This window comes from Bacillus swezeyi (genome assembly GCF_001969815.1).
Classification (GTDB): domain Bacteria; phylum Bacillota; class Bacilli; order Bacillales; family Bacillaceae; genus Bacillus; species Bacillus swezeyi.
In genome coordinates this window covers 146,386-159,443 of sequence record NZ_MRBK01000011.1, presented here as the reverse complement: position 1 = coordinate 159,443, position 13,058 = coordinate 146,386, and the positions used below count along the sequence as shown (strand labels likewise).

Annotated in this window: 13 protein-coding genes; 4 read left to right on the top strand and 9 right to left on the bottom strand. The window is 42.0% G+C overall.

The window, feature by feature from the left end; translation table 11 throughout:
• Nucleotides 1-13 precede the first annotated feature (13 nt).
• From BTA30_RS11115 to BTA30_RS11105, 3 genes are all read right to left on the bottom strand, one after another.
• Nucleotides 14-1,312 carry an arsenic transporter gene (locus BTA30_RS11115; protein ID WP_076761306.1) on the bottom strand — a complete coding sequence of 433 codons (1,299 nt, stop codon included), beginning with the start codon at nucleotides 1,310-1,312 and terminating at the stop codon, nucleotides 14-16.
• Nucleotides 1,313-1,327: 15 nt separating this feature from the next.
• Nucleotides 1,328-1,639 carry a metal-responsive transcriptional regulator AseR gene (gene aseR / locus BTA30_RS11110; RefSeq protein ID WP_076761327.1) on the bottom strand — a complete coding sequence of 104 codons (312 nt, stop codon included), beginning with the start codon at nucleotides 1,637-1,639 and terminating at the stop codon, nucleotides 1,328-1,330.
• A gap of 102 nt (nucleotides 1,640-1,741) precedes the next feature.
• The gene (locus BTA30_RS11105; protein WP_076761305.1) at nucleotides 1,742-3,382 is read right to left on the bottom strand and encodes an FAD-dependent oxidoreductase; all 1,641 of its coding nucleotides are present in this window, start codon (nucleotides 3,380-3,382) and stop codon (nucleotides 1,742-1,744) included.
• Nucleotides 3,383-3,903: 521 nt separating this feature from the next.
• Between BTA30_RS11105 and BTA30_RS11100 the strand changes: the two genes are divergently transcribed.
• Nucleotides 3,904-4,224, top strand: coding sequence for an ArsR/SmtB family transcription factor (locus tag BTA30_RS11100; RefSeq protein ID WP_275667193.1), 321 nt, complete (start codon nucleotides 3,904-3,906; stop codon nucleotides 4,222-4,224).
• Between the two features lie 58 nt (nucleotides 4,225-4,282).
• Nucleotides 4,283-5,581, top strand: a complete 1,299-nt coding sequence (locus BTA30_RS11095; RefSeq protein WP_083696912.1) for an NAD(P)-binding domain-containing protein — start codon at nucleotides 4,283-4,285, stop codon at nucleotides 5,579-5,581.
• Nucleotides 5,582-5,596: 15 nt separating this feature from the next.
• On the opposite strand, the gene BTA30_RS11090 is transcribed toward BTA30_RS11095, so the two are convergent.
• The 4 genes from BTA30_RS11090 to sigV all read right to left on the bottom strand — a co-directional run bounded on the left by BTA30_RS11090 (nucleotide 5,597) and on the right by sigV (nucleotide 9,596).
• Complete coding sequence (locus BTA30_RS11090) at nucleotides 5,597-6,094, bottom strand: arsinothricin resistance N-acetyltransferase ArsN1 family A (RefSeq protein WP_076761303.1); 498 nt, start codon at nucleotides 6,092-6,094, stop codon at nucleotides 5,597-5,599.
• Between the two features lie 47 nt (nucleotides 6,095-6,141).
• Complete coding sequence (locus tag BTA30_RS11085) at nucleotides 6,142-8,007, bottom strand: acyltransferase family protein (RefSeq protein ID WP_076761302.1); 1,866 nt, start codon at nucleotides 8,005-8,007, stop codon at nucleotides 6,142-6,144.
• A 231-nt stretch (nucleotides 8,008-8,238) separates the two neighbouring features.
• The gene (gene rsiV / locus BTA30_RS11080; RefSeq protein WP_076761301.1) at nucleotides 8,239-9,099 is read right to left on the bottom strand and encodes an anti-sigma-V factor RsiV; all 861 of its coding nucleotides are present in this window, start codon (nucleotides 9,097-9,099) and stop codon (nucleotides 8,239-8,241) included.
• A complete protein-coding gene (gene sigV, locus BTA30_RS11075) occupies nucleotides 9,099-9,596 on the bottom strand; it encodes an RNA polymerase sigma factor SigV (protein ID WP_076761300.1) in 498 nt (165 codons plus the stop codon). Before sigV ends, rsiV begins: the two co-directional genes overlap by 1 nt.
• A 358-nt stretch (nucleotides 9,597-9,954) precedes the next feature.
• On the opposite strand from sigV, the gene BTA30_RS11070 reads away from it, so the two are divergent.
• Together BTA30_RS11070 and BTA30_RS11065 are read left to right on the top strand one after the other, a co-directional pair.
• The gene (locus BTA30_RS11070) at nucleotides 9,955-10,218 is read left to right on the top strand and encodes a CD3324 family protein (RefSeq protein ID WP_076761299.1); all 264 of its coding nucleotides are present in this window, start codon (nucleotides 9,955-9,957) and stop codon (nucleotides 10,216-10,218) included.
• Between the two features lie 335 nt (nucleotides 10,219-10,553).
• Nucleotides 10,554-11,387: an alpha/beta fold hydrolase gene (locus tag BTA30_RS11065; protein ID WP_076761298.1), complete on the top strand. Its 834-nt coding sequence runs from the start codon at nucleotides 10,554-10,556 to the stop codon at nucleotides 11,385-11,387.
• 222 nt (nucleotides 11,388-11,609) lie between these two features.
• Here BTA30_RS11065 and BTA30_RS11060 read toward each other — a convergent pair whose 3' ends face one another.
• Nucleotides 11,610-11,948 (bottom strand): YolC/YozM family protein, encoded by a 339-nt coding sequence (locus BTA30_RS11060; protein WP_076761297.1) that lies wholly within the window; start codon nucleotides 11,946-11,948, stop codon nucleotides 11,610-11,612.
• Between the two features lie 271 nt (nucleotides 11,949-12,219).
• On the bottom strand, nucleotides 12,220-12,585 hold the full coding sequence (locus tag BTA30_RS11055) for a putative zinc-binding protein (protein ID WP_076761296.1): 366 nt from the start codon (nucleotides 12,583-12,585) through the stop codon (nucleotides 12,220-12,222).
• Nucleotides 12,586-13,058 lie beyond the last annotated feature (473 nt).

Below are 13,058 nucleotides of genomic sequence, written 5' to 3'. Positions count from 1 at the left end.
CCTTCAAATAAGTTTAATGAATGATCAGCAGCCAAATATAAAGACCGGCAAGCGTAATGAAGAGGGTTGGAATCGTCAATATGATCCCTGTTTTAAAATATGTTCCCCAAGAAATCTTCACACCTTTTTGAGAAAGAACATGCAGCCATAAAAGTGTTGCAAGCGATCCAATCGGGGTAATTTTAGGACCTAAATCAGAGCCGATGACATTCGCATAGATTAGTGCTTCTTTCATGATTCCTTGAGCATCAGTTCCCCCGATTGCCAATGCATCAATCATAACAGTCGGCATATTGTTCATCACCGAAGACAGAATGGCTGCGATGAATCCCATCCCAACGGTACCGGCAAACAGCCCTTGATCTGCTACTGCCTGAATGATATTTGAGAGAACATCTGTTAATCCGGCATTCCTTAACCCGTAAACGACAACATACATTCCGATAGAGAAGAACACAATCGCCCACGGAGCTCCTTTAAGCACCTGCTTTGTCTGCACAGCAGAGCTCTTTTGAGCCATAATGAGAAAAAAGATTGCGATAACACCGGCTATAATCGATACAGGTATTGAAAAAAGTTCACTTATAAAATATCCAACCAAAAGGATCCCTAAAACGATCCAAGATATCCGAAACATCTTCTGATCTTTTATCGCTTCAGCAGGCCTTTTAACATCTGTCATATCATAATGCCTAGGGATGCTTTTTCTAAAGAAAAGATAGAGCACGATAATGCTCGCAGCTAATGAAAAGATGTTAGGAACAATCATTCTGGATGCATACTCAATAAATCCGATGTTAAAGAAATCTGCTGATACGATGTTTACCAGGTTACTGACAACCAGCGGCAATGATGTGGTATCAGCAATAAATCCGCTCGCAATAATAAAAGGAAAGACCAGTTTCTCTTGAAAATTCAAAGCACGCACCATGGCAAGAACGATCGGCGTTAAAATTAATGCCGCACCGTCATTGGCGAATAGAGCAGCAACAACTGCCCCCAATACAGAGACATATACAAACATGCGAAGACCGTTTCCCTTTGCAGCCTTTGCCATATGAAGAGCCGCCCATTCGAAGAAGCCAATGTTATCAAGGATAAGGGAAATAATGATAATAGCTATGAAAGCTAAGGTGGCGTTCCAAACAATCCCTGTTACAGTTATGACATCCTGGAAACCAACAACTCCTGCAATTAAGGCTACAATGGCGCCCCCACAGGCTGACCAGCCGATAGATAAATTTTTCGGCTGCCATATGACCAATATTAAAGTAAGTAAAAAAATGACTAACGCTAAAATAGTTGAAGCCAATTGAATACCCTCCTGCTAACAAGAAACTTGAGTTTCTTTTTGTTTGATGCTTTGTAAAAGTTCATCCTCCTCATCCATTTGATTTAAAATATGCTGGATTGTCTCATATTCAGGGCATGATCTGTTGATCGAATAAAAACGCCACTGGCCTTTCCTGTCCTCCTTTAGAAAGCCTGCATTTTTTAATTTTCGCAAATGCTGGCTGATTGAAGGTTGGCTCATTTCAAACATATCCACCAATTGACATACACAATACTCTTTTTCAAGAAATAGCTTCATCATCATCAGTCTTGTTTGATCGCTGAGTGTTTTTAAGCAGCGCAGCATGGCAGCGCCCCCTAATTTGGTACCGACAGTCAATTTAATCCCTCCTTTGATGCAGTATATAAGTGGAATATTATATATGGACGTATTACTTAAAACCTGTTGTTAATGTTTTATATAACTTTGAAAGTTTTTGTTTCCTCCGGAAAGGTTATAGACTTCTTTTACTCCCATATTGATCAACATATTTTGAGCCGCATTTCCTGTTACCCCACTATTGCAATAAGTAATGGTCGGGAGATCGTGATTAAGATTTTTGGCGATTTCTCGAAGCTGTGACAACGGAATATTGATAGCACCAGGTACGTGTGATACTTTAAATTGCTTTTCAACCCTTGTATCTATGATTTGCAATGCTTCTCCGTTCTCCATTCTTTCAATTAATTCCCCTGGTGTTATTAATCGGTTTTTATTTTGAATTGAGTTATGAAGGGCCATACCAGTATACAGAACAGGATCTTTCGTTGTACTAAATGGCGGAGCATAAGCTAAATCCAAATGGAATAAATCTTCAGCCTTGGCTTTAAAAGTGATGGCTGTAGCAAAAATATCAATGCGCTTATCGACGCCTTCTTCTCCGACAATCTGCACACCAAGAATACGTCCTGTATGTCGATCGGCAACAGCCTTAATCACCAATTCTTTTCCGCCTAAATACTCTGCTTTTGAAGGTTTAATGTTATATAAAATGTCAGTATTATAGCCGTGCTCTTTCGCTTCTTTTTCGGTAAGGCCGGTTTGACCTACAGCTAAGTTAAACACTCTTAAAATGCCTGTTCCTAAAATCCCGCGATGTTCCAAATCACCGCCTGTGATGACATCCCCGGCGATGCGCCCCATTTTATTTGCTGTTGATCCCAACGGTCTGTATAAAGGTTCACCTGTGATGAATGAAATACTTTCGGCCACATCACCAACTGCATATATGTCAGGTGAATTTGTCTGCATTTTGGAGTTTACAGCTACAGCACCTGTTGAACCCAGCTTAATGCCTGCTTTTTCAGCTAATTTTGTATTTGGGCGAACTCCAGTTGCTAAGATCACAATATCTGATTGAATCGACTGTCCAGACTTTGTCGTTACTGATTGATCTTCTATTGATGTTGCTTCTTCATTTAAAAATAATTGAACCCCATGTCTTCGAAGTTCTTCTTCAACCCTGAATGCCATATCTTGATCCAAGTTCGGCATCACTTGGCTGCCTCGTTGAATCATTGTTACTTCCAAGCCTTTATGAGTAAGCTGTTCAGCTATTTCAAGACCGATATAACCTGCGCCGATTATCGTTGCTTTTTGAGGGTTTTCTTGCTTCATATATTGGTCAATTGCAGATGTATCTTGTATCGTTCTCACTTGAAATACATGCTCTTTGTAAACGCCAGGAATATTCGGGGTAACCGGTGAAGCGCCAGTTGCCAAAACTAAAGCATCATAAGTATCCATTTTTGTTTTTCCGGTTTCAAGATCCTTAACAACAACTTCTTTCTGATCGGTATTGATCTGGGTAACCTCATGACGAGTGAAAATGTCAACGTTATAGCGGTCTTTAAACCACGCCGCACTTCTTGGTGTCAAGGAACTTAAGTTCTCAACTTCCCCGCCTAAAAAGTAGGGGATGCCGCAAATGGAATAAGAAATGTCATAGTCAGCGTTATAAACTGTTATGTCGATATTTTCGTCATTTCTGCGCGCCTTAGCCGCAGCTGAAGTACCTGCCGCAACAGAACCAATGATGATCATTTTCATGTTGAATGACCTCCGTTTTTAACTTTTTTAATTCATTTCACACCATTATATAAGCGTTTACTTATATTCATGATACATCGATTGATCTACAGAAGAAAAAACCTTTTGGTCCTGTTAGAAAAACAGCTCGAATCCAAATTAGAAATTGCGCCTGTTTATTTTTTCTTGATCATCATTCAATATCACATTAAAATCATCGCTAAATCAAGAACATAAAGCTCTGCTTTACACAAGTCATGAAAGAAAAATGCTCATTGTTCTTATTTTGGAAAGCCATTCACTTCATGATCCAACGCATGAACAAAAAGAAAAATGAAGCATCTCAAACAGACTTCATACTGTTTACCTTGATTTGTACAGCGGAATATTCCCTCTTTAGCGCACATTGTATAATAACAACACAATATAAGTCAACGCTTATATAATCAATTAAATATATATCAAAAAAATTGATTTTTTTCTTGCAACCCGTTATGATTAGTTCATCAAAAATATTTGATTAAATAAATGGAGGTTTGCAGTTGCTCAATATACCGCTGGAAAACAAACCATTACATCGTACGTTTCAACATTATGAAAAGAAATTCAAAGCATTATCAGATCAAAAAAGGCTGCACATATTGCATATCCTTTGTGAACGCGGGTCGACTTGTGTCTGCGATTTAATCGAAGATATACAAATGCCCCAATCTAAATTGTCCTATCATTTAAAAATATTATTAGATGCAGATTTAATCCAAAAAGAAACAAAGGGAACATGGAGCTATTATTCCTTGAACGACAGTGAAATTCAGCATCTGCTGTCTGAAGAATTGTGCTGTTTGTTCCGCCCTTCACGCTGAGGAAGGGAATTCTTTTTGAATAATTAATCAAAAAAAATTGATTTATAGGGGGATACATATGAATAACAAAACTTTACCGGTTGCCATTATCGGCGGCGGGCCTGTGGGAACGGCAGCAGCAGCCCATCTCATTTTAAGAAATGAGCCATTTATTTTATTTGAAGAAGGTAAAGATATTGGAACCAATTTTTTAGACTATGGCCATGTCAGGCTATTTTCACCTTGGGAATATAATATAGATGAAGCAGCAAAAGCATTGCTAAAGAAACACCATGTTCCACTCCCTGATAAAGATGAACTTCCGCTTGGTGCAGAAATTGTGTCTCGATACTTAAAACCGTTGACCGAACTCCCTGAAATGAAGCCTTATATTCATTTGAAAAGCCGTGTTGTTCATGTTGGAAAAAAGGGCTTTGATAAAACAAAAACAAAAGGCAGAGATCAGTCTCCTTTCATCCTTCACGTCAAGGCTGACAATGCCGAAGAGAAACGATATGAAGCAAAAGCGGTGATCGATGCCACCGGCACTTGGCAGAATCCAAATCCAATAAGCGCTGATGGCATCATCACCGATGAAGAAAAAAGAGCTTTCAAACAGATTTATTATGGAATACCTGACGTATTGAATCGTGATCGCGAACGTTATTTAAATAAAACAGTTGCTGTTGTGGGCAGCGGACATTCTGCTATTCATACATTGTTGGATTTAGCTCGATTAAAACAGCAAAATGCGAATACCAATATCATTTGGATTTTGAGAAAAGAACAGGTTGCTGAAGCTTTTGGCGGTGAAGAAAATGACCAGCTGCCCGCAAGAGGCGAATTAGGATTGAGGCTGCGCAAAACGTTAGAAAGCGGCTCTATTACAGTTTTTCCTTCAATGTTTATTCAGTCTGTTTCATTCGGTCAAGATGGGAAGCTGCGTATGATCGGCCTCCAGCATCAGCAGCAAAAGAAGCTGGAAAACATCGATGAAATCATAGCCAATACCGGCGCAAGACCTGACTTCCGTTTTTTGAAAGAAGTCCGGCATACGTTTGATCCTGCTTTGGAATGCGTGCCTGATTTAGCTGAATTAATTGATCCCAATATTCACAGCTGCGGCACTGTTCGCCCTCATGGCGAGAAAGAACTAAGACAGCCTGAAAAGAACTTTTATATCATTGGTTCAAAAAGCTATGGAAGAGCGCCGACCTTTTTATTGGCAACAGGCTATGAACAAGCCCGTTCCGTCACTGCACATATTACAGGCGACAAAGAATCCGCCAAAAGAGTCGAGTTGAAATTGCCTGAAACAGGCGTATGCAAGTTGACCTCTCCTTCCTCTGACACCGGGTCTGCCTGCTGCTCTGATTAAAAAAGACAGGTCTCATCAGAGGCCTGTCAGTATTTTCTCCATCGCCATAACGTCTACATAGCGACCGTCTATTTTGCCCTGCTCTTTAAATACGCCAACTTCCCGATACCCCATTGAATCATACAATCCCTGTCCAAGTTTGTTAAAAGGAAAAGTAAATAATACGATTTTATGTATGCCGGATTGAACAGCTGCTTTTTCTATGCTTGATAAAAGAGCTTTGCCTATCCCCTTCCCGCGATAAGAACGGGCAATATAAATCGATAAGTCGGCAACGCCGTCGTATGCACACCGGTGGGAATACGGATTGAGAGAAGCCCATCCAACAATCGCACCGTTGTCTTCTGCCACAAGAACCGTATCCTTTTCAGAACGATTGTGAAACCAATCCGTCATATACTCGATATCTTTTTCACTCGTTTCTAATGTAGCAATCCTGTCTTTTATACCTTGATTATAAATTTCCAAAATGCTCGCTACTTCTGCATCTTTTGCAGTTCTAATCCGGATCATTTCCGTCCTCCCCCGTTTTAATCAATACAATGTAAAGCATAAAAAGGTTATTTCATTGCTTGAACGATGAGATCTGCCAAAGCCTCTGCCCCTTTCGGCACAAGGTGCACGCCGTCAGAGGTGAAGTATTCGGGATGTTGAAGGGCTTCGCTGTGCCAATCAACCAATGTTACATTTTTCCGGTTATTCGCCTGCCGCTTTAATGATTCATTTACCTTGCTTTCCCATTGACGGGGAACACGAGTATTGACGAGGTAAATATCAGCCTTTGAGAAAGCATTAAGCAACGCATCCATTTGGCCGTCTGTAAAATAGCCGTTTGTTCCCAGCTCAATGATCACAGCTTTATCCGGCTGATTAAACGATTCGTATGCTGATGTCAATTGGAGCGCTGGCGACACCTGCCTTCCAACTTTTCCGTCGATTGTGATCCCGGGCAACCGATGCCGGAGATTTGAAGCGATGTCAAGCATGACGGAATCGCCGATGGCCAACACTTCTTTTTCGGAACGATTTGGCGGTTGCTGATCTTGATTTTCCTTTGTTTGCTGATCGCTCGTTTCAGCCTGATCTTGGTTTTCATCTGTTTTCGTCTTTTCGTCTTTCTCTTCCTCATTTTGATCAGACGCCTGATCTGGTGCGGCGCTTGTTTCTTGGTAAGATTTAGAATACGTCCATTGCGGTTGTTGTTTTTCGTCGGCCAATCCGGACAGCCCTCCCGCAAAAATGAGAAGGGCGGCAATCATGAGCCCCATCGATACTTTATTTAAGACGGAAGACGTTTTCCATTCCAACCATTTATTGAGAAAAACCGCACGGAAAAATGGCCTGAATCCGTCCTCCCGGATCGGCTTCTCTATAAAGCGATACGATGCCTCGGCAAGAATCAACGTAACAGCTACCTTAACAGCAGCATGCCAGTACACTGGATTTCCGATCTCCTGAACAGGCGTACTCAGCACGATGACAGGATAATGCCAAAGGTATATGCCATACGACCTTGTGCCAATCCAGCGCAGCGGTTTCCATGAGAGCAAATAGCCTACAAAGCTGATCGGATGACTCACACATGCAATAAAAACGGCTGCAAATAGGCTGATCAGCAGCATTCCGCCGTGGTAGAGAAATGGGGCGTATTCATCAACAAAATAAATGCAGAGTATCAAAAACGCTAAAGCCGCAAGCTCAGTTCTGTGCAATGCATGCTTCAGCTTGTTTGGCAGCCTGTTTGAAGACAGTCTTTTCATCGGCCACACAAGGGCTAAAGCACAGCCGGACAGCAGTTCAAAAGCACGAGTATCTGTCCCGTAGTATACGCGGCTCGGATCACCGCCCGGGACATACAGAACACTCATCCAGACGGCTGAACCAAGTGCAAGCAGCAAAACCGCTACCGCCAGCCGCTCTCGTTTTTTCAATATGTACATTCCGAAAAGCAAAAGGATGGGCCACACGATATAAAACTGTTCTTCAATCGCCAATGACCATAGATTCTTGAGAGGCGATGGAGATCCGAAGCTATCAAAATATGATAGGTTATGGAAAATAAACCACCAATTGCTGACATACAAAAGTGAGGAGGCCGCATCTCCCCGTACGGTATGCATCAGCTCTCTGTTGAACAATACGGTCCAGATGACAGTGGCGATGATCATAAGCACCGCCGCAGGAAGCAGCCGCCGCATCCGGCGCAGCCAAAAATCCCGAAAACTCAGGGTGATGTCATTTCCATACGCCGGCAATATAATCGATGTAATCAGGTAGCCTGATAAAACAAAGAAGATGTCCACCCCAATAAAGCCGCCGTTTGCCCAATTAAAGTCGAGGTGGTAGGCGATGACCGCCAAAACGGCAAAAGCCCGAAGTCCGTCAAGCCCCGGTATGTAGCGGTGATGTTGTGTCTGATCCAGCATGGTATTCCTCCAATGATTTGTGCGGTTGTTCTCGTGTTTTTCTCGCGCCTTTTTCAATGGCTCCGATAATAGACGCAGAAGGGGCGGTTTTTTGTTTCAAAAAATATGTATGAAATGTCCTAAACTTTTTTTCTCAGAATGCCGTCTCTTTAGTATAATAGTTTCAATCTGCTGTTACAAATTAACAAAAAGGAGAAAAATCCATGATTGCAGGGATCATGGATTTTTTGATTAATGGATATAGCGGCTGCCGACGAGGAGCTTTGAAATGACGCCTGTCGGTATTTCAAACTCTACAGCTCCCATATACCCCGGTGCGACTTCATATTCGTCAAACGATATCACCAGTTTATGGTCTTCAGTAATGTAAAAGTTTTGATCAGGCTTCATTCGTTTGAAAGACTCTACCTCTTCATCATTGAGCCAGTATATTTTATTAGGGTCATCCTTCATTTGCTGTTTCATTTGTTCTTTCATGTTTTCGCTGATGACATCAATATAGCGGTCGTCTTTAAACAAACTCTTCAGCGTAAGCAGGATTTCGTTCTTTTTGTCGATGGTGGTATAGCGCCGCTGTGTATAGCTGGACGCCTGCGTTTTTTCGATATTGCGGCGGATCGAGATCAAATCCGGCGTGTCTGTCACCGTCTCATAATCGCTGTAAATGCTGAGATGCCCTTTTTTATTTTTGGATGTCGCCTTCATAAATTCCTGATACAGCTGCCGGCTTTCTCTTACATATTTTTCATTGATGCCATCCTCAAGCTCCCGGTTGTTTAAGCCGGACAGCGCCGGGGTCTTCACATCAATGCTGGATTGATCATTCTCCTGTTTGATCTCGATGAATGTGATGGCTTTGACGACCTTGCCGATGACGGGTATGCTCGACATGGCCTGCGCCGCTCCAGGATTGATATTGACAACCGCGGTCAATAATACAGCAGCTGCAACAGCTGTTGATGCGGGCCACATCACGATCCTTCTCTTCTTCTTTGGTTTATTCCGAAGCGCTGTTTCAACAACTTGATCCAGCTCTTTAGGTATCGGGACATTTTTGTACTCTTCTCTTAGTTGTTCTAATTTCTTTTCCATTAAGAAAGATCCTCCTTCGTCAAATGGATGCGCATAAGCTTCAGCCCTCTGTAAAGGCGAGTTTTGACGGTATTCAAGTTTTCGCCAGTGATTTCCGCTATCTCTTCTAATTTGAGATCTTCGAAAAAACGCAGAATGATAATCGTTTTATATGGATGCGGCAGTTCTTCAAGCGCCTCATACAGGTCTGTATCGCGGTAGGTATCTTCCTTTCCGCTGCTTAAAAACTCTATCGTTTGCTCATCCATGACCTTGAGTTTTTTCTGCTTTCGCAAAAAGTCAATTGCAGTGCGTACCAGAATTTTATAAAACCAGCTTTTAACCGTATCTGGATTGCGGACAGAATCGACGGAAGCCAGCGCTTTTTTAATGGATTCCTGAACAATATCTAATGCGTCTTCTTGATTTTTCACATAACTATAGGCCAGCCGGTAAAAGTCTTCTTTCCTGTCTGTTATGCAATCGACAAGCGACGCCTTGGCTGTTTGTGTCTTCATTGCAATAAAGAGCTCCTTTTTTGAATATACGTATATAAGCTGTTACATATGGATAGACGTGGGAGGCTGAAAAATAGTTTGCGCGGGGACCATTCTTTTTAGTGGAAAATATTTGCTCATCCGGGCTGATAATCAAATGCAAGTAAACTTGATTTCATTTATAATAAAAAACAACTTCAGGGAGGTGATGAACGTGGCAAACATCAAAATGCCAGATAATGCAGCGTCTCATGCAAAGCCTGTTATTGGAAAGGCGATACTTTGCATGGGGTGGACATTATAAATCGCCTGAGTGAGCTTTTCTGATATATGGCTTTGCACCTTATTTTGCTTATTAAAGAATAAGGAGCTGGCAAACATGGCATACGTAAAAGCAGCCGCTGTTCTACCTGAAAAGCTGATATCAGAAATTCAAAAATATGTTCAAGGGGAAACAATCTATATCCCCAAACCTGAATCAGCCCGCCAAAAATGGGGTGTGTGTTCAGGAGCGAGAAAGCTGATTGATGACCGAAATGCTTCGATAAAAAAAGCTTATAAAAATGGCGCGACGATGGATCGGTTAGCCGAGGAATATTACCTCTCCGTCGAAACGGTTAAAAAAATTGTTTACACAAAATAAACTTCCGCACTGATCCTTGTGATCAGTGCTCAGATTGTTGACAAAATCCTAAAACGGTTTAAAGTTTTAGGATTTTGTCATCCTTTTCAGCGTGATTGAAAACCCTTGCAGTCTAGGAAGGACGAGCATCGGAGCGGAGCGAATGTTGGAATTCGTGAGCACCGACGCGCAGGCCTGACAACGAATGCGAGGGTTTGCCGACACGCTGCGCACTGATCCTTGTGATCAGTGCTTTTAAGTATGGCAAGTTTGTTTATTAGCTGATTTCTGCATTTCATACCCTTTCTGCATCATTTAATGTAAAAGTGATGATGCAACGAGAGGAGAATGTTGTCATGACTTATACAAAACATGGCGTATTGCAGGTTCCAGGCGCAAGACTCTACTACGAAATGCGCGGATCGGGTCCTGTACTGCTTATGATACACGGGGGCAACGGCGATGCTGATTCATACCCGATCGCAGACCTTCTTTCAGACCGCTACACCGTTGTCACCTATGACCGCCGCGGACACTCCCGCAGCAGACTCGAAGACCCAACCGAAAACTACCGGGTTTCTGCACATAGTGATGACGCCCATCGGCTGCTCGCCAGCCTGACTGATGAACCGGCCTATGTGTTCGGCTGCAGCTCCGGCGCGGTCATCGGTCTTGATCTTGCTATCCATCATCCTGAACAAATTCGCATGATGGTGGCACACGAACCTCCAATTCCGCAATTGTTGACCGGCAGCGATCACACCAAAGGGGTAAAGAGCCTGGAGGGCCTTGAACAGCAATATAAACGAAGCGGTTTGTCGGCTTTAGAAACGTTCGCAGCAGCGATGGGCATCACTTCATCCGCTCAGCCGGAGCGTCCTCCAGAACGGACGGACCAGCTCATGGCCAACATCGATTATTTTATCCTATCTGAGGTGCCGGGCTTGAGAGAATACAGACCGGACATCGGCAGATTAAAAGCCTCATCAATTGCGGTCACACCTGCCGGAGGCATTGATTCACAAGGCTTTCTCCCGTACCGGTATGCAGAAGCATTGGCGGATCATTTGGGAACGGGTGTTGTGGACTTTCCCGGCAATCATGTGGGCTGTGTATTATATCCGAGGGAATTCGCGGAGAAGCTGGATGAGGTTTTTAGAAATAAAACAACAAAAATACCGAGGGTTTAAACCCTTGGTATTTTTAAAGCGGCCGGAAAATCACAGTTTAAATAAATCCTCCATTGACGCGGATCGTCTGGCCTGTGATCTATTGCGATTTTCCGCTGACCAAAAGGTTCATTTCTGTCAATTTGAAATGGGAAAGGCGTTACGAAACCATTAGATCGATAGCACCTCCAAGAGATCAAGTCAGAAAAGGAAAAGCAGGCGACTCAGCCTGTTTTTCTTAATTTAATTCTTCTCTTGTTTGCGATCCCCAAAGACTTCTTTTTCTAAAGCTTCAATGTCCCTTTGAATGATCTCAATGTCGTATTTTTCTTTTGCTTCTTGAGGTAAGTTCTGATCTAAGTATTCTCGCAGTCTTTCTTCACTTTTGGTTTCATCCATGCCGATTGATATAGTGGGATCTGTATCTCCAATCATATAACTAACTAAACCAAACTTATCCCATGCGCTATCCAGTACTTCTTTAGTTGTTTTTTGATTTGAAACTTGTGTGGCCGTATTAAACAGAAACAAGAAAAGGGCTAAAATCAAAACTCCAACTAATTTCTTCTTTTTTCCCGGCACATCACAGAATTTAAAACGATGTTGTAAAGTTCATAATCTCAAAAAATAAGTTTTTTTAAAAGAATCAATCTTACCATAGAGATGCATATAAACGGTTGTATTGTATTCGCCGTACATACCACCGCCTTGATGTCATTAAAAGACAAAAGATGACAGACACTTAACCGTGAAACGCCAACCTAACAGCGCAGAATCACGATGTGAAGGCATAACAAAACGACTACCTAGATAGCCGTTTTCCAAATGAATGATAATCGTTTGATTCATCCGGTTAAGTCTCAGAATTCATGAGATGCAATATCTTTTCATAAGCATTCATGTAAAGGACAGGATCAGGGTCTGCGCCTTTTTTCTTTGGCACATCAAAGTCTGACAATACAAAATGATGCTTCGGCTGAACGTCATGCTTCGCTAAACAGCTCTTGCAGCAGCACAAGGGACAGCCGTCAATCGCAATGATATCCCGTCCGGATTTGGCTGTTTTGACAAGCGGTTTCACATCACCGCCAACACCGGCAATGCAAGACATTTCGGCAATTTTTTCCCGATCCATTTTTATCGCGATCATGTTGGCCGTTTGTGCGGCTGAAGAACATCCGGAGCATGAATACACAAGAGGCAAATCCGTTCTTTTCATCGGTTAACTCATCCCCTATTTCTCTTCATTTTTCCAGCAAAAAAACTATCATTCACACTACACGAGCTGCTTCGTTAAAACTGTGAGCTATATCACTTTTTTCAATTCACAGCCAAACTTTACAAAAATACTAATCATACAAAATCCGAGCCGAGACTTAAATGATGCTTACACAGATTTTAAGAAAGAATCCGGAAGAAAATTAATTTTACATTCGCTGATCGCCTATAAAAGAATCCTTGAAAATGAAGCGGCCTATACAGTTTGGGCTCATTTCCAGCAGCTAGAAAATGACGCCGCTGAAACTTTAAGAAAAACAATATCCTAATGCATCCTTTCATCCGTGTTTCATTTGCTATGATAATAGATGCATTTTTGTTTAATGTACATAAAGGAACATTTTTAGAAAAACTGTAGGTTGTTCATTTCCCATTCATTTTTTAAAATTTAGATATCATCATTTTCCAGCAAAG